Source organism: Holophagaceae bacterium (genome assembly GCA_016720465.1).
GTDB lineage: Bacteria > Acidobacteriota > Holophagae > Holophagales > Holophagaceae > JANXPB01.
This window is the reverse complement of the sequence record JADKKO010000002.1, coordinates 132,564-157,642: the sequence shown is the minus strand read 5'-3', so window position 1 is coordinate 157,642 and position 25,079 is coordinate 132,564. Positions and strand designations below refer to the sequence as shown.

Here is a 25,079-nt window from a genome sequence, read left to right as displayed (position 1 = left end):
AAGATAAAAAGCACCATGTGCATTCGTGGTGGTGGCACCAGCGCTGCGAGGCGCACCACCCATCGCGTCAGCCTGGGATCGGTATTTGAATCTGAGCGTCCCTCACATTCTTCGCAGAACCACCCTTCGACAGCAACGTCTTGGCCGACATAGAGGCTCCAGCTCCGCGACTGAGCGAAGCGAAGAGCGGGAGGACAGGCCAGTGGACTGTCCATCAGCCGGAGACGCCTAAGACCTTGGCCAATAAAACGCTGGCTTCTGCGTAGGTGATCTCCTCGGCTCTCGTATGCCTCGGAGCACCACCCATCGCGTCGGCCTGGGATCGGTATTTTATGCTGCACAGGCTTCGACTCTGTCTGGAGAACTACCATCGCCTGAGACGTCTTGGCCGACATAGAGGCTCCAGCTCCGCGACTGAGCGAAGCGAAGAGCGGGAGGACAGTCCAGTGGACTGTCCGTCAGCTGGAGGCGCAGTAAGGCCCTGGCCAGAAAAACGCTGGCCAGGGACCTGGGTGATGTTCAGCTCTACCCTCCAACTTTCCTCGGTCCACCATCCATCGCGTCGGCCTGGGATCGGTATTTTATGCTGCACAGACTTCGACTCTGTCTGGAGAACCACCCGTCACCTGGAGCGCCTTGGCCGACATAAGGCGCAGTAAGGCCCTGGCCAGAAAAACGCTGGCCAGGGAACCGGGTGAGGTGCGGCTCGACCCTCCAACTTTCCTCGGTCCACCACCCATCGCGTCGGCCTGCGGCCGACATAAGGCGCAGTAAGGCCCTGGCCAGAAAAACGCTGGCCAGGGTCTAACTGCGCCTAATGTTGCTTCATCAGCCAGGCGGCTAGGCGCTCGTGGAACTTTTCCGGGGCGGGCAGGTCGCTGGCGGTGAGCATGGGGGGGATCTCGTGGTAGCTCATGCGGATGTAGAACATGGGCGGAAGCCTTAATTCTGTGAAACGATGTGACCTAGCCACAGCCCTGTAGGTTTCTGGTTCCTGAGTACCGATGCTTGCCATGGGGGGAGCCTCCGTTCCCGTGACCTAATAACATAGGCCTGTGGCACCCTTGTGCCATGCCTCGAATTCAACAAGTCCCAGTACCCCCACTTTTTCCAACGGCAGGTCCGGTATGGGTGATGCTTGTGGGCGAAGCGCCGGGTCCCAGGGGGGCGGATCAATCCGGCATACCGTTTTGGGGTGACCGGGCCGGCAAAATTGTCTACCAAACCCTTGCCAGGGCAGGCCTTGCCGAGGTTCCCGAAGCGGCCTGGGAATCCTGGGATGGCAAGGTCCTGAAAGAGCGCGGCCTGGCACCCATCCTCCAGGGTTCGGCTTTAGGCAATGCCTACCCGATCTGCCCAACCAAGGACGGCCAGACCTTCCGGGCTCCCACCGATGCCGAATTGAGATCTCCAGAAAATCTGGCCCGCATCAGGGGCGATGTGGCCCGGGCGGCCTCGCTTTGCCCGGCCCGGCTCAAGATCATCGCCCTGGGCAAAAGGGCCCAATGGCTCTTCGGCAGGCTCGTGGATGCCCCGGAGTTCGAACTGCACGTCCTGCCCCACCCATCCGCCCAAGGACTGCTCCAGGGCGCCCCGAACAAAGGCAAGGGGCTCCATCTGGCGGACCTGGAATCAGCCTGGCGGGCCCGGCTGGCGGAGCTCCTGAGCGTTTCTTAACAAGCTTTAACATTGGATTGCTAGGTAAGCCGTGGGAATCTGGGTTTCCGTGCCTTTGAGCCGAGTCTTTGGAGCCCCGATGATCTTCTCTACCCGAGCAAGGCTTTCCATCCTTTCAACGCTGTTGATCGCGGGCCTGCCAAGCGCGGCTCAGACAGCGGCTCCCGTCAAAAAGGTCAAAGGCAAAACGGCGGTGGTGCAGAAGGCCGGCACCGGATTCGCGGCTCCTCTGCCGTCCCCTGTGAAGGTCACTTCCGTGGAGGGCATCACCGAGCATCGCCTGGCCAACGGCCTCCGGGTCCTGCTGTTCCCGGACCCGTCCAAGGCCACCATCACGGTGAACATCACCTACCTGGTGGGCAGCCGGCACGAGAACTACGGCGAGACCGGCATGGCCCACCTGCTGGAGCACCTGGTGTTCAAAGGGACCCCGGCCCACAGGGACATTCCGAAGGAACTGACGGAGCACGGGGCGCGGCCCAACGGCAGCACCTGGCTGGACCGCACCAACTACTTCGAAACCTTCCAGTCCAGCGACGAGAACCTGAAATGGGCCCTGGACCTGGAATCCGACCGCATGGTCAACAGCTTCATTGCCAAGAAGGATCTCGATTCTGAGATGACCGTAGTACGCAACGAATTCGAGGCCGGAGAGAACAATCCCATCGGCGTGCTCCAGGAGCGCGTGATGTCCACGGCCTACCTGTGGCACAACTACGGCAAATCCACCATCGGCGCGAAATCGGACCTCGAAAACGTCAACATCGAGCGGCTCCAGGCCTTCTACCGCAACTACTACCAGCCGGACAACGCCGTGCTTCTGGTGGCAGGCAAGTTTGATGAGGCCAAGACCCTCGGCATGATCAATGAGCGGTTCGGCCGCATCCCGAAACCCTCCCGCGTGATCCAGAATACCTACACGCTGGACCCCACCCAGGACGGCGAGCGGAGCGTGACGCTGCGCCGCACGGGCGACGTCCAGGTGGTAGCGGCGGTCTACCACACCCCCTCCGGCGGGGATCTGGATGCGCCGGCCCTGGATGTGCTGTCCCAGGTGCTGGGTGAAACGCCTTCCGGCCGCCTCCACAAGGCCCTGGTGGAGACCAAGAAGGCCAGCTTCGTGTTCGGCGACAATGCCACCTACTTCGAGCCCGGGGTCATCAGTTTCTTCGCCCAGGTCCCCAAGGAGGGCAATCTGGCAGAGGCAAAAGACATCCTCCTCAAGACCGTGGAGGAATTCACCAACAATCCCGCGACCCAGGAAGAAGTCGACCGGGCGAAGACCTCCCAGCTCAAGCACTACGAGCTGATCTTAAACCAGTCCGACCGGCTGGGCCTGGGACTCAGCGAATACGTGGCGGCCGGCGATTGGCGCCTGTTCTTCCTGCAGCGGGACCGCATCAAGAAGGTCACCACGGTGGCCGTGCGCAACGCCGCGGAAAAATACCTCAAGGCCTCGAACCGCACCCTGGGACTCTTCATCCCGAGCGCCACGCCTGATCGCGCCGAGATCCCCGCGCCCGTCAGCGTCGCGGAGCTGGTGAAGGACTACAAAGGCCAGGCCGCGGTGGCCCAAGGCGAGGCCTTCGACGCCAGCCCGGCCAACATCGACGCCCGCACGACGCACTTCAGCACACCCGCCGGCCTCAAGGTGGCCCTGCTGCCCAAGAAGACCCGCGGCGGCTCGGTCCAGGCGAGCCTGACCCTGCGCCTGGGCAGCGAAGAGGCCCTGATGAACAAGGGCGCCGCGGGCTCCTGGCCGGCAGCATGCTCATGCGCGGCACCAGCAAGCTGAGCCGCACGGAAATCAAGGACCAGTTCGACAAGCTCAAGGCCCAGGTCTCGCTGTCCGGTGGCGACGAAGCCGTGAGAGCCAGTGTGGAGACCACCGGCGAAAACCTTCCAGCGGCGCTTCGCTTGCTGGTCCAGGTGCTGAGGGACCCTGCCTTCCCGGCGTCGGAATTCGAGACCCTCAAGACCGAGCAGATCGACGGACTGGAACAGCAGCGCAGCGAGCCCACCTTCCAGGGCAGCATGGCCATCCAGATCCACATGAACGCCTTTCCCAAAGGCCACCCGCGCCACATGGATTCCATCGATGAAAGCCTGGCGGAGATCAAGGCCGCCGGACTGGACGATATCAAGGCCTTCTACAAGACCTTCTACGGCGCATCTTCCGGTGAGCTGGCTTTGGTAGGCGACTTCGATCCGAAAGGCATCCAGGCCCTGATCAACGAGACCCTGGGCGACTGGAAGAGCCCGTCGCCCGTCGCGCGGATCGTGGACCGCATCGCCAAGGTGGATGTGATCAACCGATCCATCGAAACTCCGGACAAGGCCAATGCCTTTTTTCTGGCGGCCATGCCCCTGGCGATCAAGGACACCGACCCGGACTACCCCGCATTGGTGCTCGGCAACTTCATGCTCGGGGGCGGGTTCCTGAATTCCCGGCTGGCGACCCGGATCCGCCGCACTGAAGGCCTCAGCTATTCGGTGGGCTCCCAGTTCCGCGGCGGCATCCAGGATGCCGTGGGCGCTTTCTTCGCCTTCGCCATTTACAACCCAGGAAACGTGGAGAAGCTGGAAGCCGCCTTCAAGGATGAGATGGCCAAGGCCGTGAAGGATGGATTCACCGACGAGGAGATCAAGGCCGCCAAGAGCGGCTGGCTCCAGTCCCAGCAGGTGAGCCGCTCCCAGGATCGGGAGCTGGCTTCGCGGCTGGCCGGCAACCTGTTCAACGGCCGGACCATGGCCTTCAGCGCCGACCTGGAGAAGCAGATCGGCGACCTCAGCGCCGACCAGATCCTCGAGTCCATGCGCAAGTTCATTGATCCCGCCAAGCTGAACATCGTGAAGGCCGGTGATTTCACAAAGGCCAACAAGAAATAGCCTGGCAGGCATTCTATGAAAAGCGGCGCATCCCTTTGTGGGTTGGGGGCGCCGCTTTTTTCTTGGGGAATCCGGGTTTGAATGTTCTGCTGGATGGTTGGCTCAGCGTTTCAAGGACGCCGGGCCCGGAGGGACCACGATGGCGCGTTTGGATAAGACTTGGAAAGCCGAGGTTGAAGACGAAGCTTTAGCGGCAGAGCTGCACCGGGTGCTGGAAGTCAGCCATCGGCAGGCCAAGGGCCTGCTGGATGCTTCTTGCGTGACCGTCAACGGGCAGGCTGCCACGAAGTATGGATTGCGGCTCAAGGCCGGAGACACCATCGCCGTGCGGTTCGACGATTCCACCATCTACAAGGAACTGCCCAAGGCCAAGCGGAGCGCGGGTGGGGATTTCAAAGTGTTGTTCGAGGACCGCCATCTGCTCTTCGTGGACAAGCCCGCGGGCCTGCTCACGGTGCCCGCGGAAAAGGGCGGCGATCCCAACCTTGCGGACGCCATCACGGACTCCTACCGCCGCCGAGGCTTCAAGCGTTTTGATTTATTTATCGTGCACCGCCTGGACCGCTTCACCTCCGGCGTGCTGGTCTTCGGCAAGACTCCCGAGGCGCTGCACGGGCTCAAGGCCATGTTCGAGGAACACAAGCTGACCCGTGTCTACAAGGCGATCCTGGTGGGCGAACTGCCCGAGAACAGCGGCACCATGACCGGCCATCTGGTGGAGCATTCCAAATCCCTGCGCATGTCCGTGGACAAGCGCGGCGACACCAAGGGCGCCAAGCAGGCCATCACCCACTATCGCGTGCTGGAGCGGCTCCCCGGCCATACGGTGGTCGAGGTAAAGCTTGAAACCGGCCGCCGGAACCAGATCCGGGTCCAGTTCGCGGACAAGGGATTTCCGTTGCTCGGGGACCAGGTCTACGGCCAGGAGAGCGAGCTTATCGACCGCCAGGCGCTGCATGCCGAGCTGCTGGGATTCCGCCATCCGGTGGAAGAGAAGAACGTCACGGTCACGGCCCCCATGCCACCGGATATGGAAGCAGCCCTGAAGGTCCTGCGCACCGCCTCCCGCGTCACCCGCGCGGAAGCCGGGGTGAAAGGCGAGGCGGGCATCTTCAAACCCAAAATCACGAAGGCCCGCAAGGAAGACCGGATCCACCGGGCCAAGGTCTACCGGAAGGGTGAGAACACCGAGAATTTCGGCGCTGTGCCGGAATTTCTCGGCAAAGAAGAACGGCCCCGGCGGCCAAGGGTGGCGGGCGCCCGGGATTCACGCCCGGCCGACCGCGATGCGCGCCCCGCGGGACCGCGGAAGCCAGCGGACGAAGGATCAGGAAAAGAAAAGGACGAAGCATCTCGATATCACCAGGCTAAAGCGCCGCGCCCCCCCCGCCCCGCGGCTCCCCGCGAGGGTGTTGAAAAGAAGCCCCGCAGCACCTACGCGGGAGCCCGCCGGGCCGAAGGAACCGGCCCCGCTGCAACGCGTGGCCCCCGCCCGGAAAGGGAAGAAACCCCCGCCCGCAGCCGTTACGCCGGCCCCAGGAATGACCGCCCAGCGGGTCCGCGAAAAGAGCGGCCGACGGGCGGCTCTAAGGAACGGCCTGCCACTCCGCGCGGCCCCAGAACCGCCGCTCCGAGCACGCGGGAAGCGAGCCCCAAACCGCGCTGGACCGCTGAAAAGCGCGAAGCCGCCAAACGCGGCAAGGCTCCATTCAAACCTGCGTCTCCCAAGAAAAAGCCCCGCAAGTAGCCGCCCAGTCTTTTCATTCCCCCGGAGCCGAAATGCCCTTCGCCAACCCACCCCTTCAAGGCCGTGTGGCTTTCGTCACGGGTTCGTCCCGGGGCATTGGCAGGGCCATCGCCCTGGAGTTGGCCATCTGGGGCGCCGATGTGGCGGTGCACGGCTTGAAGAACGCGGACCTGGCGGAGCAAGTGGCCGCGGACATCCGCGCCATGGGCAGGAAATCCATCGCGGTGCTGGCGGATGTCAGCAACAAGGTGGCCATGAGCCAGTGCGCGGACCGCGTGAAGCAGGAACTGGGATCCGTGGACATCCTGGTGAACAATGCCGGGACGCGCAACGACGGCCCCTTCATCCTGATGGCCGACGAGAAGTGGGAACAGGTTATGAACGTGAACCTGAAAGGCACGGTTCTAGCCACCAAGGCTTTCGTGCGCGGCATGATGAGCCAGAAATGGGGCCGCATTGTCAACATCGTGAGCCCCACCGGCGTCGTCGGCATGGCGGGCCAGACCAACTACGCGGCGTCCAAAGGCGCCATCATCGCGCTTTCCAAGAGCCTGGCCCGGGAGATGGCCGCCTTCGGCGTCCTGGTGAACTGCGTGAACCCCGGCTTCATCCATACGGAATTGACCTCCGATCTCACCCCCGAACAAATACGTGAACTATTGGGCGCCACCATCCTAAAACGCGTCGGGGAGCCGGAAGAAGTGGCCCACGTGGTGGCCTTCTTAAGCAGCGACTGGGCCAGCTACATGAGCGGCCAGGTGGTGAACGTGGATGGGGGGCTATGCCCTTAGGACCCGTTACGCCTTGGCCAGCGCTGTCCTGGCCAAGGTGTTACGGGCCCTCCAGCTATCGGTCGCAGTGCGCCCTCCTGCTCACTACGTTCACAGAGCTGGAGCCTCTATGTCGGCCGTAGGCCGACGCGAACTCCGCCGGATTCCCGCGGCTCATCTCGCGGTGACGTAGTACCTCGGATCCTCCCACGCCAATTCCGGGGGAGGGGCGCCGCTGTTTTTCGGGGCGACGATGGGTTTGAGCAGGTGGATGACACGAGCCCGGCCGATGGTCTGGAGGGCCCGGTATTCGGTGCCGCCCACCTGATGGATTGTAGGTGTGGTTTCCCAAATCAATTGGTGGAAACGCCAGCCCAAGGCACTCAAACGGCGCTGGAGGGACTCCTGGGACAGCAGCCAGGTTCGCGTTCGCAGCGCACCCACCACCGAAGGGACGTCGCCACCAGGATAGATCGAGGTCCACTGGAAGCGCGCGGATGATTCATAGCTGAAGGCGGCTTCCGGCGTCACAGGAAAGGGGTGGCTCAGGGCTTCGGCGATATCGAAATCCGCCTTGGGGAGGCTCGAATGAAAGCGCATGGCGAGAACCCGGTTGGTTGGTCTTTCTCCGGGCCTGTAGAGCTGCTTCCAGGATTCGCACAGGACACGCACGGCGCGCTGGTGGGCTGGGTTGAACTGGAAACAGGTGAACCATGGTGTCGCCCGCACCAGGGGACGCTGCGGATCATCGCCGCCGAAGGCCGATGAAAGGGCCTTCATCAACGGGACATCCTTGCCCACGGAACACCCTTGGATGCGTAATTCGCTCCGCCCATCGAGGCACGCATCGGGCAAGCTCTTGAACGTGCGGTTCTGGATGCTCGCAGATAAAGTTTCCAAGGTGGTTTTCGGACCTCCAGGCCTCAAGTCCACATCGAGCAGCCCGTTGTCGTTCGCATGGGCCACCAGGTTCACCAGGCCCCAGGGCCGGCCATTCCGCGAAGGGTGTCCCGCGAGGAAATCCCGCACTTCGCTCAAGGAACGCAGGTTTGAAATGACCTGGTCCGTGCGTTCCACCGGGTCTTCCCTGAAGTATCGTTCCGCCACCGGGAACATCGGCTGGGCCGGGTCCTCGTCTTCGCCAAGGATGAAGGTGATGCTCTCCCGCTCCCCGGCCCGCGCCCCTTGCGCGCGGGCCGGGATCAGCGCTGCGGTCCCAAGGAGGAGGGCGCAGATGAGGCAGTTCATCGGTTCACATGGACGGGAACGTTCAATACGGTCGCGCCGGACACGGTCCAGGTTTCAAAGCGCCAGGCGAGGAGCCGCGCTTCCAGCCGTTGCCCCGCCCGGCCGCAGGCGCGGTCGAAATTGACCGAGGTGACTGCGCCTGACGCATCCACGCGAAGCTGAAGGTTGAAGGTGGCTGGCAGGTCCTTGAGCAGTCCCGCCTTGGCCAGTTCCATCATCTTCTGTTCCACCAGGGCCGCCGTGCGGAGCAGGGGCACGCCCTCGCGGTCCGCGCTGAGCTTGCCGATCTGGAAAGAAGGCGGTTCGGTGGCCCGCTGCGCTCGCTTCTCGCTTTTGCGGGGCGCGGGCGGCTGGATGATTTCCTCTTCAGCAAAATCCATCGCCGCGCAGCAGATCGCGGAGACTTCGTAATGGGCCGCGGCAGCTGTCACAGTGACGGTCGCCGACGCTCCCTTGACCACGCCTGGCGAGAGCGCAGCCATGCTCGCGGAACTGCGGGAAACCGGCATAGCGGCAAGGCTTCCCACCGCGCTGTTCGGCACGCCCTGGGGCATGGGCAGTGGCTGGGTGACGGAGGTGGGCGCGCCCTCCTTGGTGCGGACCTCCGAATCCACCGCGACGAAGGAGGTATGGGCCGTGAGCAGGTTGTAGGTCAGGCCGAGGCTTGTGATCTCGCGCTTGCGCTCCTCGGTTTCTCCGAAGTGGTTGTAGTCCGAAAGCAACTGGATGCGCTGCCGTGCCCATAGTTGCCGGAGGGCCGCGTTGCCCGTCCCCGCGGTGGCTTCCGCCACATTGAATTGCTGCTTCCACGGACCATGGCCGCCCACACCGGAAAGCGTGAGGCTTCCCGAGGGTTCGCCCCGCCACTTCCCGAAACAGACCACGGGACGGTCCGCCAGGACGTCCGGCAAGTGCGGCGGTTCGATGTCATAGGTCTGGAATCCACTGGTGACGAGTTTCAGATTGGTGAGGGCGGGGCTCGACACATAGGCCCGGAAGCGCTCGGCCTCGCGCGGCGCCTGGGCCTGGCTCGTGACCACGAAGGCTTCGCCCTGTCCTGCGTGCGCCATTCCCTCGATGAGGAAGCGATTCACGGAAGACCCGATGCCAAAAGCGAAGAGGTTCGCATCGCCCAGGTTGTCGCGGATCAGATCGAAGATCTGTTTGTCCGCGGAAATATAGCCGTCCGTGGAAACCACGAAGCTGCGGGAAATGCCTGACACCCTGGGGAGCGCCAATGCCTTGCGAAGGGCGCTGGCCAGCTCGGTGCCGCCGCCGCCGTTCTGGCTGTTCACGAACGCCAGAGCCTGTTGCAGGTTCTCCGGAGTCCCAGCCCTGGAGCCCTTCGGAGACCAGAACGCCGAGGTCCCTTCGAACACCATGACGTTGAACAGGTCTTGTGGACGCAGCTTGCTGATCATCTCGGCCATCAAGGTTTTCGAGATCCCCAAGGGAAAACCCGCCTGGCTGCCGGAGACATCCAGGATGAACACGTATTCACGGGCGGGCATGTCCACGGCCGCCACCCGCTTGGGGGGCTGCACCATCAGCAGGAAATAGTTCTCCTCCTTGCCCTTGTGCAGCAGCAGTCCCGACTGGACCTGGCCCCCGGCCAACTGGTATTTCAGGATGAAATCGCGGTTGCCGCCCTGGCTCTCGCTGGCATCCAATTTGATGTCCGCGTTGGAAGGCCCATCGTAGGCGATGGCCGTCTTGTGCGATCCGCAAACCATTTTCTGGATGGGCATCCCCGCAGCAAGCCGCACTTCCATGTCGAAGGTGGAAAGCGGTGCCTCGCCCGCCTTGGTGTAGGGATTGGCCACCCATTTTTCTCCGGTGGAAGAACTAGTGCCGGGGGCGCCCGCGTAGCGCGGCCCCACCACCGTGGGATACACGAATTCATAGGTGCCCTCCACGGGAATCAGCAATTCCGTGTAGGAAAGCTCCACGATGATCTCGTCGCCGGGCAGGATGTTGGCCACGTTCATCTGGAAGACGTTGGGGCGCTGCTGTTCCAGCAGGGAAGCCGTGCGCCCGCTCTGCCTGGCCTGCTCGTATTCCTGCCGGGCCGCTGCTTTCTCGCGGATGTTCGCCTGGATCACCCGGGTGCCGATGGTCATCTTCATGCCGTGCACCGCCGCGCGGGTGGAGCCTGGAAACACGTAGACCGCTTCGATGGGTTTCTGGCCTTGGTTCTTGTAGACCTGGGTGACCCTCACGTCGGCGATGACTCCCGCCACCTCCACCTTCACCGAGGTGGATTTGAGCGGGAGCTGCTCGGTGGATGGATCTTCGCTGTTCACGAAGAAGTAGGGGGAAAGGGTTTTATCACCGGAGTCCGAGGCGGCCTCGGCGCCTTGGGCGAAGGCCGGCAACGCGGCGGACGCGACCAAGGCGGGAATCAGGGCAAAGCGAGTGCTGGACCTCATGGGAAGCCTCCAAAAAAGAAGTGGGTGGGAGTCGGGCGAGGGTTTCTGGACTCGTCCCGTGGAGCGATGACTGAAGTATTGGTTCCTTTTGGATGGCGCATCGTAAAAGGACTGTCACAAGCGCTTTTCGAGGCCTTGCATCTGCGATCATGGGAATCTGAACCGACCTTCCGCGCGAGATAACGCCATGCCGAAGCAACGCATCCTGGTCATCGAAGACGACCCCGCCATCCGCCGGGGAGTGCTGTCCAGCCTGCGTTTCAACGGCTACGAAACGATCGAGGCCGCGGATGATGTCGCCGGTTTGGAATTGGCCCGCGGGGAGGATTACGATCTGTTGCTCTTGGATCTCAATCTGCCCGGCGGAGATGGATTGGAGATCCTGCGGGCGGTCCGGGAGCACTCGAAAACCGTTCCGGTGATCATCCTCACCGCCCGGGGCGAGCAGGAGGACCGGGTCAAGGGACTCAAGCTCGGCGCCGACGATTACGTGGTGAAGCCCTTCGGCGCCCTGGAACTGCTGGCGCGCATCGAGGCGGTGCTGAGGCGCTCCCCGTCAAGGCCCTCGGAGTCCCTGGAAGTCGCCTTTCCGGGCGGCATCCTGGATCTGGGCAAGCGCGAGCTGCGCTTCGAGGATGGGCGCGTGACGCCCATCTCCGAGCGGGAATCCGAACTGCTCGCCTACCTCTCGCGCAACGCGGGCCGCGCCATCAGCCGCGACGAGATCCTGGCGCGGGTGTGGCATCTCAATCCCGATGCGGTGGAGACCCGCACCGTGGACATGCACATCGTGCGCCTCCGGGAAAAGCTCCGGGATGACGGCGCCGATCCGCGCATCATCCTCACGCTCCGCGGCCGCGGCTACCAATTCGCAGAGCCTCCCAGTTGAAACGCCTGCTGCGGCCCTGGGCCCTGTTCGGCCTCTGCCTCGCCCTCGGCCTGGGAGCCATGGGCTGGATCACGCACGTCGCCTTGAAGACGGAAAAAGCCGAGGCCGAAACCCAACGGAAGGCCGCGCTCGAGGAGAGGGTGCGGCTTTCCCTCTGGTTCATGGATTCGACCTTCGCGCTCTTCCTGAACCCAGAAAGCTCCAGGCCCTACTTTCATTACACCGCCTTCCACCCGGCGGAGAGCGCCTACAGCCGGAAGCTCGTCCAGCTAGGGTCGGGGGACCTCCTCATCCCCTCCCCCATGCTGCTCATGGATGATCCCCTGGTGCTGCTGCGCTTCCAGATCGACCAGGACAACCATTTCACTTCCCCGGTGGTGCCGGAACCGGCCTTGAGGAAATTGGCCGAACGCCTCAGCTCCGACCCCAGCCGGATGGCCGTCGGCGAAGCCAGGCTCGATGAAGTCCGGCACCGGCTGAGCCGCGACACGGTCCTCAGAGCCATGACCCGACAAGGCCTCGTCCTGCTCCCGCGCGAGCAGATCAGGATCATGCAGGCCCAACCGGGACGGGAAGGTCCAAGATCCGCGGCCGCGAAATCTTCCTCGCCGGAAAACCAGCGGCCTGGCTCCCGCGTCCATCTCCTGTCCCCCTACATGGTGTATGAAGGCGCCTGGACGCCTTTCTGGCAGGGTCGGTCGCTGTTCCTCGCCCGGCAGGTGTGGGTCGGCGACCGAGAGCTCCTGCAATGCTGCTGGCTGGACTGGCCTGCGGTGAAGGAGCTCCTCATGAGCACCGCCAGGGACCTGCTCCCTTCGGTGGACCTCGCCCCCACCCATCCCGGAGATCCTTCCGAAAATGGCCGCACCTTGAGTTCGCTGCCGGTGAGGGTCATTCCGGGGACGCTCAAGATGCCTGAGGCCGATCGCCGGCCCGCCCGCGCGGCGCTCATCTTCGGGTGGGGCTGCCTGCTGGTCGGAGGGTTGGCAGGCGCCCTGGTGCTGCGCCGTGCGGTGCGCCTGAGCGAGAGCCGGGGCGCCTTCGCCTCCGCGGTGACCCACGAGCTGAGATCGCCGCTCACCACCTTCAGGCTCTACACCGAGCTGCTGGCCCACGACATGGTCCCTGAGGAAGAAAAACCTTCGTTGATGAAAACCTTGCTCGCGGAAACGGACCGCCTGGACCACCTGGTGAAGAATGTCCTGGCTTTCGCCCGGCTGGAATCCCGCCGGGGCGCGAGCCTGGAAACCGTCCCGCTGGCGGAACTCCTGGAGCGCCCCCTGCCTCGGCTGCGGGAGCGCGCCCAGCAGGCCGGAATGGAATTGATCCTGGATCTGCCCCAGGACCTGGACCCATCGCTGGTCCACACGGATCCGCTCCTGGTCGAGCAGGTCCTGTTCAACCTGGTGGACAATGCCTGCAAATACGCTTCGAAGGCGGTTGATCGGCGCATCCATCTGGAGGTGTCCCAGGAAGACCGGGAACTCCACATCCGGGTCCGGGACCACGGACCGGGCATCGCGGGCCAGGACCGCCGCCACCTTTTCCAGGCCTTCCGGAAATCCGCGCAGAAGGCCGCCCGCAGCGCCCCCGGCGTAGGCCTTGGGCTCGCGCTCTGCCAGCGGCTCGCCCGGAGCCTGGGAGGAGACCTGGCCCACGAGGTGGCCGAGCCCGGCGCCTGCTTCCTGTTCCGCCTGCCGATGGGCCGCGTCAGAAGCTGACGTTCTTCATAAGCATGTCCTGATGGGAATAGGAATTCCCCTTGGTCCCGGCGCCGATGGTGATGGCATTGGTCTGGTTGTTCTTGTTGATGTAGGCGGGGTAGACCGTGGCCAATTCCGCGGACTTCCGGATGACCACATAGACCAGCAGCACCGAATTGTCGTAGTGGTACCACGTGCCTTGGTTGTAGTTGGATTCCTTGCGCCGCTCCCAGTCGCCTTTGAGGAAGCGCACGCCCAGCACCTGGTCCGAGGGATAGAGTTCCTTCCACTTCGCCAATACAAGACCTTTAAGCCGGGCCTTGTCTCCGCCGCCATAGGCCTCGGAAGGCAGACGGAAGGAGGCGGCGGCCTTCTTGCTGTACTGCTCCGACAGCTTCGCCACCTCCGCTTTGGCGGCCTCGATGGACGCTTTGGACTTGGCGGCCCCGGCCTCAGGTCCGCCGCCGAATTCGGCGATGAGCTTTTCGGCCTCCTTGATCTGCTGGTAGGTGCCGGAGCTTTCGCTGAAGTAGTTGGGATTCATCTCCTTCAGGCCCTTCTCGGCGAACTCCACGGCGCGGCGGCCCTTCAACTCGGCCAGGCCCAGCATGAGCGGCGTCATCTTCACCATGCCCTGCTCGAAGTTCGGGTGTTTCTTCAGCTCCGCGTGGCTGGATTCGAACCAGCGGCGGCCGCCCTCCAGCTCCTTGATTTTTTCTTCGGTTCCCTTGGAGCCCGCGAGGATGCCGCTGTCCTGGGCGATGTTGGAGGCCCAGGTTTCAAACGTCTGTTTGGTGTAGGGATGCAGCTTCACACCGGGCGCCACGGCGGTCACGATGTCGCCGCCGCCGCCCTTCACCTGGCCCGCCTTTTCCTTGACCTTGCCGCGCACCTGTTCGATGTAGGCCAGCAGATCCTTCACCGGCGCCTGATCGGGCCCCAGGACCGCCACCAGGGACTGGGCCAGCTTGTCGGCCTTCTCCATCTGCGCATAAGCCCCGCCTTTGCCGTCCAGCAGCGCCGTCTTCTGCTGCTTCACCGCCGCATCCGCGAAGACCAGCCCGCTCACCGCCGTGATGCGCGCCAGCTTGATGCGGAGCATCAATTGGCGTTTCAGGGATTCCTTGTACTCCGGGTGGCGCTCCAGGACCTGGCGCTTCTCCTTGAACCATTCCTCCAGGGCTTCCAGCACCGGCAGAGCCTTCTCCGGTTCACCCCCGGGGCGGCTGACCGCCTCGGCGCCATCCAGTTTGGCCTTCCACTCGGTGGTGAGCTGGGCGGTGTAGGGATGGATCTTGGCGTCCTGGGCCGCGGAGAGGGACATCGTGGCGGCCAGCACAAGTGCAGGGCAGAAGCTGCGGGTGGAAGGCATCATGACGTCATCCTTGGAAGCGGTAAGCCATGGTAGGCCCGCTCGGCCCATCCCGTGGACGGAAATTTCAAAGGCACCGATGCTCGCATGCCTCCAAGGTATTCATCATCAACCCGGCGATGGTGAGAGGGCCCACGCCGCCGGGGACGGGCGTGACGGCGCCGGCCACCTGCATGGCTTCCCCGAAGCGCACATCGCCGCAGAGCACGTGCCCTTTCTCGCGCAGCTTGTCGAGTTTGCCGGGTTCGGCGGCGAATAGGCGTTCCCCGAGGGCCACATCCGTCACCTGGTTGATGCCCACATCCACGACCACCGCGCCAGGTTTGATCCAGCTCCCTTCCACCAGGCCCGGCTTCCCGATCGCCGCTACGAGGATGTCCGCCTCGCGGCAGATGCCCGGCAAGTCCACGGTGCGGCTATGGGCAACGGTGACGGTGGCGTGCTCCTCGAGCAGCATCAGCGCCATGGGTTTGCCCACGATCTCGCTGCGGCCCAGCACCAGAGCGCGCTGTCCCTTCATCGCCACGCCGTAGGCCTTCAACATCCGCATGCAGGCCGAGGGCGTGCAAGGCCGCAACCCGGGCAGGCCCTCGAACAGCCGCCCCTGGTTCAAAGGGTGGAATCCGTCCACATCCTTGGCGGGGCTGATGCGGTGCAGCGCGGCCTTGGCGTCCAGGTGCCTGGGCAGCGGAAGCTGCACCAGGATCCCATCCACCCCTGGATCGGCATTCAGGCTTTCGATGAGGAGGTTCAGCTCGTCTTGCGAGATGTCGGAAGGCGGGCGGCGCTCCAAGGACCGGATGCCCGTCTTGGCGCAGGCCGCGATCTTGCCCTTCACATAGACCTGGCTCGCAGGGTCCTCGCCCACCAGCACCACGGCCAGGCTGGGGGCTGGAAGCCCATTCTCTATCCGGGCCTCCACCGCGATCCGGACTTCCTCCAGCATCTGCTCCGCGTAGGCCTTGCCGTCCAGAATCTGCGCCATGTGAGACCTCTGGCCCCATTGAATCACTGGAGTGGATCCCGCCGGAACCTTCCGTGTGGAATGTCACAACATCGCTGCGTTTTCCAGGAGGCGCCAGGGTGGCTCCATGGGCCGGCACGCAACCGCGGGCACTTGGTTGTTTTGACGGAAGGGCTTATTTCTCTTGAGAATTCCAGCAGCGGCCAGTAGGCTTGAAGGTTGAGTACGGCTAGGCCATCCCATCCCAAGCAGCATCCCGGATCGGAACGGCCCTGACGGGTGGGTTCGACCCACCCTCAAGGTATTTTTCGGCGATGGTTTCCCCGTCTATTTCCACGAAGGCAATCTTGGATCTCCAAAAACTTCATGCCCCCATCGAAAGGCAGCTTGAGCTGCTGGGCTTTGAATTGGTCCACCTGGAGAGTGCCAAGGAAGGCCGGGACTCGATCCTGCGGCTCTATGTCGATCATCTGCATGGCGCCGCCTCCAAGGGAAGAGGACCCGCGGCCGCGCGGCGCGCCGTGACGCTGGACGACTGCGTGGCCGTCAACGACGGCCTGGTGGCCTGGCTGGACGTCGAGTTCCCGGACCTGCGTGAAACCATGAATCTGGAAATTTCCAGCCCCGGCATGGAGCGGCCGCTGTCGAAGACCGCGCACTACCATCGCTTCGCGGGCCGGCTCTGCCGCATCCAGACCAAGCTGCCCCTGAACGGGCAGAAGCGGTTCAAGGGCTGGATCGGCGAAGCCACCAACGAATCCGTGACCATCGAAGAGGACGGCGTCCTGAAGACGATCCCCTTCGAGATCATCCAGAAGTCCCGCCTCGCGCCCTTTGACGAGGCCAAGACCCCGCAGCCCAAGCACGTCGTGGCCCTGCGATCGGACATCCCAGACGTGCATGAAGAGGCCGGCATGGAGACAAGTGCCGGCAACGAGGAGGAATAGGCATGGCCACCGTAGCAACCACATTTTTCGACAGCGTGAAGATGATCGCCACCGAGAAGGGCATTCCCGAAGAGGAAGTGTTCCAGGCGGTGGAGGAATCCCTCGTCAAGGCCGCGGAAAAGTATTTCCAGTCCCAGAATTTCTACGGCAATTTCGAGGCCCAGATGGACCGCGAAACCGGCGAGTTCCACGTGTACGCCCTGAAACAGGTCGTTCCGGAAGTCGAGGAAGAAGACTTGGAGATCAGCCTTGCTGAGGCCCAGGCGCTGAACCCCGATGCCGCCGAAGGCGACACGCTCTGGCTGCCCCAGGACACCACGCAGCTCGGGCGCATCGCCGCCCAGGCCGCCAAGCAGGTGCTTGTCCAGAAAGTCCGCGAGGCTGAGCGCGAGCGCATCTTCAACGATTTCGTGAACCGCATCGGCGAAGTGGTCGTGGCGGAGGTGAAGCGCTTCGAGAAGAGCGCCATCATCCTCGAGATCGACCGGGTGGAGGCCATGCTGCGCCGCAGCGAAGCCCTGCGCGGCGACCGCTTCGACAAGGGCCAGCGCATCAAGGTGGTCATCGCCAATGTCGACCGCGCCAGCAAGGATGCCCAGGTGCAGGTGAGCCGCACGGATCCGCGGCTGCTCATCAAGCTGTTCGAAAGCGAAGTGCCCGAAATCCACGATGGCACCGTGGTGATCCGCTCCTGCGTCCGGGAAGCCGGCGACCGCGCCAAGGTGGCGGTGCAGAGCCTCGATCCCGATGTGGATCCCGTGGGCGCCTGCGTGGGACTCAAGGGTTCGCGCGTGCAGGCCATCATCCGCGAGCTGAAGAACGAGAAGATCGACATCGTCCGCTTCGACGAGGACCCGCTCATGTTCATCGCCAATGCGTTGAACCCGGCCAAGGCCATCCGCGTCGGCATCATCGACCTCGAAGGCCGCAGGGTGGAAGTGGTGGTGGACGACGAGCAGCTCAGCATCGCCATCGGCCGCCGCGGGCAGAACGTGCGCCTCGCGGCCAAGCTCACGGGCTGGAACATCGATGTGCGCAGCGAAGGCGAGAAGCGGAAGGAAGCCGAGGTGGCCATGGGCGCCGCCATGGACCAGGCCCTGCCGGAGGCCCAGGACGGAGCGGCAGAGAGCGATGCCCCCGCATCCGCGCCGGCCTCCCGTATGATGGAGGAGCTATCAGGCATCGAGGGCCTCGACGAAACCTTGGCCGGCAACTTGGCCGCCGCGGGCTTCCCCGATGCCAAATCCCTCTACAGCGTCACCGCGGAACAACTGCTCGCCGTGGATGGCATGACCCAGGACACCGCATTCCGAATCCTCGATGCTGTGCACGAGCGTTTTGGCAATTGATCCCCCCGATTCCGCGACCAGCATCCTCCACGACCGCACAGGCCCATTCCGCTCCACCGCTCCACCTTCTCCGGGACACCCTTTCATGCTTCGCATCAATCAACTCGCCAAGGAACTCGGCGTGAGCAACCACGACGTACTGGATGCCGCCGAGAAGCAACTGGGCCTCAAGGGCAAGAGCCACAGCTCGAACCTCACCGAGGACCAGGCTAGCCAATTGCGCCGCGCCATCGAATCGAAGGGCGCGAAAACCGCGAAAGGCGCGAAATCCGGCGCAGCCAGCCCGGAAGCCGGTGAAGAGCGCACGCCGCTGGCGATGCACCGCCCCACTGCCGCCGTGAAGATCGTGAAAGCGCAGGCTCCCGCGGCCCCAGCGCCAGCCCCGATCCCGGCCCCGGCTCCAGCCCCGGTGCTGATCAAGAAGGCCGAGGCCAAGGCCGAACCCCCGGCCGCGCCCGCGGAACCGCCCGCCAAGCCGAAAACGCCTCCGGCCGAGCTTCCAGCTCCGCCCCAGAAAGCGGCAAAACCTTCACCCGAGCCGTCCGAACCCGAGCCGGCGGCCGTGGCCGCCCCGGCCGCAACCCCTGAACCCGCGCCAGCTGCCGCCTCCAGCGACGAACCAGAGGCGGCTTCTCCAGGCTTCTCCCACATCCGGGTGTCTTCCGCCCCGGCGCCCGCTCCGAAACCCCAGGAGCCGGCCCGGTACATCCAACTGCCCCAGGCTCCTCAGAAATCCTCCACCGGGCCGCGTCCGGAACCCGGAGCCCGCGCGGTTCTCCAGCGTCCAGCCCAGGCCTCGGTGGCGCGCTCGGGCATGCCCCACGCAGAGCGGGCCGTCCTGCCCATGGCGAGCAACACCAGCAAGGGCGAAGTCCGCCATGACCTCCCCCAGCTTCCGGTCAAACGCACCTTCCTGCCCCCTTCCATTTCGGAGCTCACTCCGGACCAGGGCTTCTCCAAGATCACCCTTTCGGACACCCCGGCCCCGGCGCCCCGCCCGCAATCGCCAGCCCGCTACATCCAGTTGCCCCAGGCCCGTCCCTCAGGCGGGCCCGGCCGGGGTCCCGCCGGCAGCTCCAGCGGCCCCAGCCGCGGTCCCAGCAGCGGTCCCGGCGGACCGAACCGCGGACCCGGCGGTCCCCGTCCGGGCGGACCGGGCGGTCCCAGCCGTGGGCCTGGCGGTCCCCGTCCCGGCGGCTACCGCCCCGGCGGTCCTGGCGGCGCCAGCCGTGGTCCTGGATTGCCAGCCGCGGGTCCCATCGATCCCAATAGCCAGAAGGGCCCCGGCCGTGGCGCCCACGTCGGCGGCAAGAAAAAGAAGGGCTACACCAAAGTGCAGCAGGAGATGGATCTCAAGCTGCGCCAGCCGCGCTCCCGCGCCCAGATGATCGCCACCGAGTATGTGGAAGAGGAAGTCGGCATCGTGATGCTCTCCGAAGGCGTGTCCGTGAAGGAACTCGCCGAGAAGTGCAACCGCCCCGCCAAGGATGTGGTGGCCAAGCTGCTCCACCGGGGCATTTTCGCGACCATCAACCAGCCCCTCGACACGGAATTGGCCAAGGAGATCGCGCGCGAATTCGGCTACCTGGCCGACATCGTCTCCTTCGAAGAGGACGTGCAGATCAGCGCCGAGGAAAACAGCGAAGTGCAGGGGGAGAAGCTGCCCCGCCCGCCCGTCATCACCATCATGGGCCACGTGGACCACGGCAAGACCTCACTGCTGGACGCCATCCGCAAAACCAAGGTGGCCGCAGGCGAAGCCGGCGGCATCACCCAGCACATCGGCGCCTACCACGTGGACGTGAAGGACAAGAACACCGGCCTCATGCGCCAGGTGGTGTTCCTGGATACGCCCGGCCACGAAGCGTTCACCAAGATGCGCGCCCGGGGCGCCAAGGTCACCGACATCGCCATCCTGGTGGTGGCGGCGGACGACGGCGTGATGCCCCAGACCATCGAGTCCATCAACCATGCCAAAGCCGCGGACGTGCCGCTCGTGGTGGCCATCAACAAGATCGACAAGCCCGGCGCCAATGCCGACAAGGTCCAGCAGGGCCTGTTGCAACACAATGTGCAGACCGAAGCCTATGGCGGCGACGTGCCGGCGGTGGCGGTCAGCGCCAAGACCAAGCAGGGCCTGGATGAGCTGCTCGAGACGCTGCTGCTGGTGGCGGACATGAAGGAGCTCACGGCGGTCTACGATTGCCCCGCGGCGGGTTCCATCGTCGAGGCGAGGCTGGACAAGGGCCGCGGCGCCGTGGCCACGGTGCTGGTGCAGCAAGGCACGCTGCGCCAGGGGGATATTTTCGTCGCTGGCGCCACCATGGGCCGCGTCCGGGCCATGTTCAACGACCTGGGCCTACGCATCACCGAAGCGGGGCCTTCCAATGCCGTACAGATCCTCGGCTTCGAGGAAGTGCCTTCCTCCGGCGACAATTTCCAGATCGTGGAAAACGAGAGCAAGGCCCGCACCATCGTGGGCTTCCGCCAGGAAAAGGCCAAGGCCGCCGCGCTGCAGAAGCACCGGGTCACCCTGGAGAACATCTTCAGCACCCTGAAAGAGGGCCTGATCAAGGAACTGCCCCTCATCATCAAGGCCGATGCCCAGGGGTCCGTGGAATCCCTGGTGGGCCAGCTGGAGAAGCTGAGCACGGAGAAGGTGCGCGTGCGCATCATCCACGCCGCCGCCGGCACCGTGAACGAGAACGACGTGCTGTTGGCCGAAGCCTCGAAGGCCATCGTCATCGCCTTCAACACCAAGTCCGAGAAGAAGGCCGAGGAACTGGCCCATGAGGAAGGCGTCGACATCCGCTTCCACGATGTCATCTACAAGATCACCGAAGAGATCGAAGCCGCCATGGTCGGCCTGCTGGACGCCACCCAGAAGGAAACGATCCAGGGCCAGGCGGAGGTCCGCCAGATCTTCAAGGTCAACAAGACCGTCATCGCCGGGTCCTTCGTCACGGAGGGCAAGGTCCAGAAAGCCTACAAGGCCCGGGTCAAGCGTGGCGAAGAGGTGGTTTTCGAAGGCGGCCTCAAGAGCCTCAAGCGGTTCAAGGACGATGTGCACGAAGTGAAGAACGGCCTCGATTGCGGCATCGCCCTGGAAGGCTTCGATGGCCTGAAGGAAGGCGATGTGATCGAGTTCTACACCAATGAAAGGGTTGTCGCGACCAGCCTGTCCTGACCGATGGCCATTCACTTGAATACGCCGGCCCATTAACTGCGGCCGGCGTAGTTTTTATGTCAGGACATCTGTCAAATCCTGTGATCCGCGTCACAAGTATCAACTGGGATGCTATTTGATTACCGATTCAGGAGGTTCCATGTCCGCTCCGACCTTTGCCGTCACGACCGTCGAGGCCAAGGCAGCCACGAATCCACTTGGCATCATCCGCCTGGACCACATCCAGGTGACCGGCTCCATCGAAAAACTGGAACCCCTCTATCGCCGCATGGGCTTCGCCCGGGTGGCTTCGGACCAGGGCGGCTGGGGCCGCGTGGTCCACATGCGGCAGAACAAGATGGATATCGCCATCGCCGAGAGCGACGGCAGCACGCAGTCCGGGACCTATTTCCAGCAGCATGGGGAAGGCGTCAACGCGCTGGCCTTCGAAGTGGACGACTGCGAGGCCGCCCTGCAGGAAGCCGCCAAACGCGGCGCCACGGTCCGGCTCGAACCCAGGACCCAAGAGTTCCAGGAAGGCCATCTCAAGGTGGCGGCCATCCAGGGTTTCGGCGATGTATGGAACTACCTGGTGGAGCGCCGGGGCCAGCAGGACTGCTTCATCATGCGCACCGCCAAGGATGAGCTGCCGGCCCTGGCCAGCCCCGGCCTGCTGCGGGTGGACCACCTGACCAACAACGTGGGTGTGGGCGAAATGGACCGCTGGGTGCAGTTCTACGAGAACATCTACGGCTTCGTGGTCACGCGGGAATTCAAGATCCGCGGCAGCCTGGGGACGGGACTGAATTCCAAGGTGGTCCAGAGTTCCAACAACCGCATCATCATCCCCATCAACGAACCCACCGATGACAAGAGCCAGATCCAGGAATACGTGAACCGGCATCGCGGTCCCGGCGTGCAGCACATCGCCATGGGCACCGCCGACATCTTGGACACGCTGCCCAAACTCCAAAGCCAGGGCTTCAATTTCCTCCGCACCCCGGACACCTATTACGAGCTGCTGCCGGGCCGGATCGCCAGGAGCGGCTACACCGTCACGGAAAGCCTGGAGCGCGTAAAAGAGCTGGGCATCCAGATCGATGGGGACGCCACCGGCTACCTGCTGCAGATCTTCACCGAGGACCAGATCGGTCCGCTCTTCTACGAAGTCATCCAGCGGCGCGGCAACCGCGGCTTCGGCGAAGGCAATTTCCAGGCCCTGTTCGATTCCATCGAGCTGGACCAGAAGCGGCGCGGCGTTCTGTAGGGACCGGCGCTCCGCCGCTCCAGGAGCAGCCGCGCAAGGATTCCTGGCACGCCAAGGCTGGTAGCCTTGAAAGAATCCCATGGAGCCTCCATGCAATTGCAACCGGCCCTTCACATCCTGAAATCCCGCGCGCCATTCATCCCGGAGCTGGCCATCGTGCTGGGCTCGGGGCTCGGCGGCCTGGCCGAAAGCGCCGAAGCCAAGGCGGGCGCCATCATCGCCTTCACGGAGCTGCCGGGGTTCCCCGAGCAGAGCGTCGCCGGCCACAGCGGGAAGCTGATGTTCTGCGAACTGGAGGGCCGGAAGGTCGTCCTGCAGGCGGGGCGGTTCCACTACTACGAAGGCCATCCCATGGACGTGGTCACGGCCCCCATGCGGCTCTACGGCCGCCTGGGCGTCAAGTCGGTGCTGCTCACCAACGCAGCCGGCGCCATCAATCCCGGCTTCCACGTGGGCGAGCTGATGGCCATCTCCGACCACATCAATTTCATGGGAACGAATCCGCTGATCGGCCCCAACGTGCCGCCGGGACCGCGTTTCCACGACATGACCGAAGCCTACGACAAGAAGCTCCGCGAGCAGCTCCATGCCGCCGCCCGATCCATCAACATGAAACTGCAGGAGGGCACCTACCTGGCCGTGACCGGACCGAACTATGAGAGCCCGGCGGAAATCCGCGCCTTCCGGATCCTGGGCGCCGACGCCGTGGGCATGAGCACCGTGCCCGAAGTCCTCGTGGCGCGCCACGAAGGCATGCGGGTGGCGGGGATCAGCGGCCTGTGCAACATGGGCGCAGGCATCCTGCCGGTGACCTTGACCCACGAGGACGTCCTGGCCGCGGGAGCTGCCGCCGCCAAGGGCTTCGAGGCCCTGGTGCGGAAATTCGTCAAGGACCTCGCGCTCTGATGGCGTGGACCCCATGGGTCGCCTGGCCCGCCTGCGCCCTGCTCCTGGTGGTGGGGTTTCTCGGCGCCTTCCTGCCCGTCATCCCGGGCCTGCCGCTCATGGCGCTCGGGGTCGGGATCCACAAACTCCTGCTGCCGGAGGTGCTGAGCTGGTGGACGGTGGCCCTGTTCATCGCCACGGCCCTCCTCGCCTATGCCCTGGATTTCGCCGCCACCGCCTTCACGGCGAAATGGGCCGGAGCCGGCAAGGCGGGCATTTCCGGAGCTCTGCTGGGCGGAATCATCGGCCTCTTTTTCGCCCTGCCCGGACTGATCCTGGGTCCGTTCATCGGTGCCCTGCTCGGGGAGTGGCTGATCTCCAAACGGCCCTTCAAGCAGGCCCTGAAATCCGGCGCTGGCGCGGCTCTGGGCCTGCTGGTGGGAAGCCTCGGCAAAGGATTCCTGGGTCTGTTCCTGATCGTGGTGTTCCTGCTGGATGCTTTTCTGCTTTGAACCACGAAGGCACAAAGACACGAAGCCTATAAATCCTTCTTTGTGTCCCTTTGAGTCTTCGTGGCCAGGCGTCGCTCGGCGATGAGCAGATCCACCACGCGCCCATAACTGCGGGCCCCGTCCAGCTGGCCCTGGGACTTCAGGTATCCGTCGTAGACCTTGCCCTGCACCCGGCTGAACCGGCCCCTGTGTTCGCGGTGCCAGGCGGCTTCCGCAGCCTCGTCTGCGAGAACGCCAGGGCTCAGTGCTCCGCGAATGGCCTTCCAGGCCTCGGGGCGCGCGATCCAAAGCTGGGCCATGGCCTCGCCCAGGGCCGCGCGGGCGCCCGAGTAGCGGAACAGGGGATCCGGATGCCGACGGCAGGCGAGGTAGCCGATGAAATTCGCTTCGTCCTCCCGCGCGATGCCATGCTGGTGGGCCATCTCGTGGCAGACGGTGAAAGCCAACGCAGGCGCTGGGGTGCTTCCGTTGATCAAGGCTTCGCCGGTCCAGGGAAGGTACATGCCATAGGTGAGGGAGCGGGACATGAGAAAGCCGAAGAGGGCAGGCTTGGGCCGGCTCGGGAGCGGCAAGACTGTTGGCAGCGCAGGTGCCAGCGTCCCCTGGAGCCGCTCATAGCCTTCGTTCCGCCGGTCCAGCACCGCTTGGCGGTCCACCCGCAGCACGCCCCGTTCATCCGAAGGGAGATCCTGGCGCACCTGATTGGCCTCCAGCGCCAGCTCCTCGCAGAGGCCCTGCAACTCCTCGGCCGTGGGTGGCGCCGACGGCCAAGACAGCGTGCGGGCGATGGGAGGGCGCTGGTAGTTCAAACCCCAGAGCGCCACGAAGCTGGCATAAAGAAGTCCGGCCAGGGCGAGAAGCCCGCCCAGGCGCCGCAGCAGCGAGGGCATGAGCCCTGGTGTCCCCACCGCCAGCGCGCGGATGAACCCCGCCAACGACAGGAGCGCTCCCACCAGAATGAAAATCAGGATCGTCTCTCCCAGGGACCACGGCAGCAGCCGCGCGGGCCAGGAAATCCAACGTGCGAGCGGAGGGAATATCCGCTCCGCGTAAACCCGCTCCACCCAGCCAGGATTCAAGCCCGCCAGCCGGAACAAACCATAGGCGGCAGGCAGGGCCAGCAAGGCGATCCAAAGGCCTCTCCGATGCATTTTCCCCGCTGGCCTGGCTTTCATTTGGAAATGGACCCCGACAGCATTCCACCACATCGGGCGCAAAAGGGAATGGCCCCCGGCGCGGCCGGTGCGATTCGCAACCGGGCGCCG

At 64.3% G+C, this 25,079-nt stretch carries 16 protein-coding genes and 1 pseudogene; 12 read left to right on the top strand and 5 right to left on the bottom strand.

Translation table 11 applies throughout. From position 1 onward, the window contains the following. The first annotated feature begins 1,134 nt into the window (after positions 1–1,134). From IPQ13_05105 to IPQ13_05090, 4 genes and pseudogenes are all read left to right on the top strand, one after another. Positions 1,135–1,677: a uracil-DNA glycosylase family protein gene (locus tag IPQ13_05105; GenBank protein MBL0210277.1), complete on the top strand. Its 543-nt coding sequence runs from the start codon at positions 1,135–1,137 to the stop codon at positions 1,675–1,677. 79 nt (positions 1,678–1,756) lie between these two features. Continuing rightward, positions 1,757–4,566 (top strand): annotated as a pseudogene (locus IPQ13_05100) (insulinase family protein). A 139-nt stretch (positions 4,567–4,705) separates the two neighbouring features. Continuing rightward, the gene (locus IPQ13_05095; GenBank protein ID MBL0210276.1) at positions 4,706–6,313 is read left to right on the top strand and encodes an RluA family pseudouridine synthase; all 1,608 of its coding nucleotides are present in this window, start codon (positions 4,706–4,708) and stop codon (positions 6,311–6,313) included. 32 nt (positions 6,314–6,345) lie between these two features. After that, on the top strand, positions 6,346–7,104 hold the full coding sequence (locus IPQ13_05090; GenBank protein ID MBL0210275.1) for a 3-oxoacyl-ACP reductase FabG: 759 nt from the start codon (positions 6,346–6,348) through the stop codon (positions 7,102–7,104). A gap of 153 nt (positions 7,105–7,257) precedes the next feature. Here IPQ13_05090 and IPQ13_05085 read toward each other — a convergent pair whose 3' ends face one another. Both IPQ13_05085 and IPQ13_05080 read right to left on the bottom strand, forming a co-directional pair. Beyond that, positions 7,258–8,331: a hypothetical protein gene (locus IPQ13_05085; protein MBL0210274.1), complete on the bottom strand. Its 1,074-nt coding sequence runs from the start codon at positions 8,329–8,331 to the stop codon at positions 7,258–7,260. After that, on the bottom strand, positions 8,328–10,760 hold the full coding sequence (locus tag IPQ13_05080) for a VWA domain-containing protein (GenBank protein MBL0210273.1): 2,433 nt from the start codon (positions 10,758–10,760) through the stop codon (positions 8,328–8,330). The genes IPQ13_05085 and IPQ13_05080 overlap by 4 nt, the downstream gene beginning before the upstream one ends. Positions 10,761–10,947: 187 nt before the next feature. On the opposite strand from IPQ13_05080, the gene IPQ13_05075 reads away from it, so the two are divergent. Both IPQ13_05075 and IPQ13_05070 read left to right on the top strand, forming a co-directional pair. After that, positions 10,948–11,649, top strand: coding sequence for a response regulator transcription factor (locus tag IPQ13_05075; GenBank protein ID MBL0210272.1), 702 nt, complete (start codon positions 10,948–10,950; stop codon positions 11,647–11,649). Continuing rightward, entirely contained in the window at positions 11,646–13,370 is a 1,725-nt protein-coding gene (locus IPQ13_05070; protein MBL0210271.1) for a HAMP domain-containing histidine kinase, read from the top strand. The genes IPQ13_05075 and IPQ13_05070 overlap by 4 nt, the downstream gene beginning before the upstream one ends. Here the strand turns inward: IPQ13_05070 and IPQ13_05065 are convergent. Then, on the bottom strand, positions 13,360–14,727 hold the full coding sequence (locus tag IPQ13_05065) for a hypothetical protein (protein MBL0210270.1): 1,368 nt from the start codon (positions 14,725–14,727) through the stop codon (positions 13,360–13,362). The two genes, IPQ13_05070 and IPQ13_05065, sit on opposite strands and share 11 nt — an antisense overlap. 64 nt (positions 14,728–14,791) lie before the next feature. After that, positions 14,792–15,709, bottom strand: coding sequence for a bifunctional methylenetetrahydrofolate dehydrogenase/methenyltetrahydrofolate cyclohydrolase FolD (gene folD / locus IPQ13_05060; protein MBL0210269.1), 918 nt, complete (start codon positions 15,707–15,709; stop codon positions 14,792–14,794). Positions 15,710–16,035: 326 nt separating this feature from the next. Between folD and IPQ13_05055 the strand changes: the two genes are divergently transcribed. The 6 genes from IPQ13_05055 (at position 16,036) to IPQ13_05030 (ending at position 23,814) form a co-directional block, all read left to right on the top strand. Then, entirely contained in the window at positions 16,036–16,635 is a 600-nt protein-coding gene (locus IPQ13_05055) for a ribosome maturation factor RimP (GenBank protein ID MBL0210268.1), read from the top strand. A 2-nt stretch (positions 16,636–16,637) separates the two neighbouring features. Further along, positions 16,638–17,984 carry a transcription termination/antitermination protein NusA gene (gene nusA / locus IPQ13_05050; GenBank protein MBL0210267.1) on the top strand — a complete coding sequence of 449 codons (1,347 nt, stop codon included), beginning with the start codon at positions 16,638–16,640 and terminating at the stop codon, positions 17,982–17,984. Positions 17,985–18,069: 85 nt separating this feature from the next. Continuing rightward, the gene (gene infB, locus IPQ13_05045) at positions 18,070–21,171 is read left to right on the top strand and encodes a translation initiation factor IF-2 (protein ID MBL0210266.1); all 3,102 of its coding nucleotides are present in this window, start codon (positions 18,070–18,072) and stop codon (positions 21,169–21,171) included. 139 nt (positions 21,172–21,310) lie between these two features. Next, positions 21,311–22,417, top strand: a complete 1,107-nt coding sequence (gene hppD, locus IPQ13_05040) for a 4-hydroxyphenylpyruvate dioxygenase (protein MBL0210265.1) — start codon at positions 21,311–21,313, stop codon at positions 22,415–22,417. A 90-nt stretch (positions 22,418–22,507) separates the two neighbouring features. Next, entirely contained in the window at positions 22,508–23,323 is an 816-nt protein-coding gene (locus IPQ13_05035) for a purine-nucleoside phosphorylase (GenBank protein MBL0210264.1), read from the top strand. Continuing rightward, a complete protein-coding gene (locus tag IPQ13_05030; GenBank protein MBL0210263.1) occupies positions 23,323–23,814 on the top strand; it encodes a DUF456 domain-containing protein in 492 nt (163 codons plus the stop codon). Before IPQ13_05035 ends, IPQ13_05030 begins: the two co-directional genes overlap by 1 nt. Positions 23,815–23,840: 26 nt before the next feature. Here IPQ13_05030 and IPQ13_05025 read toward each other — a convergent pair whose 3' ends face one another. Beyond that, positions 23,841–24,965 (bottom strand): DUF3810 domain-containing protein, encoded by a 1,125-nt coding sequence (locus IPQ13_05025; GenBank protein MBL0210262.1) that lies wholly within the window; start codon positions 24,963–24,965, stop codon positions 23,841–23,843. Between the last annotated feature and the right edge of the window lie 114 nt (positions 24,966–25,079).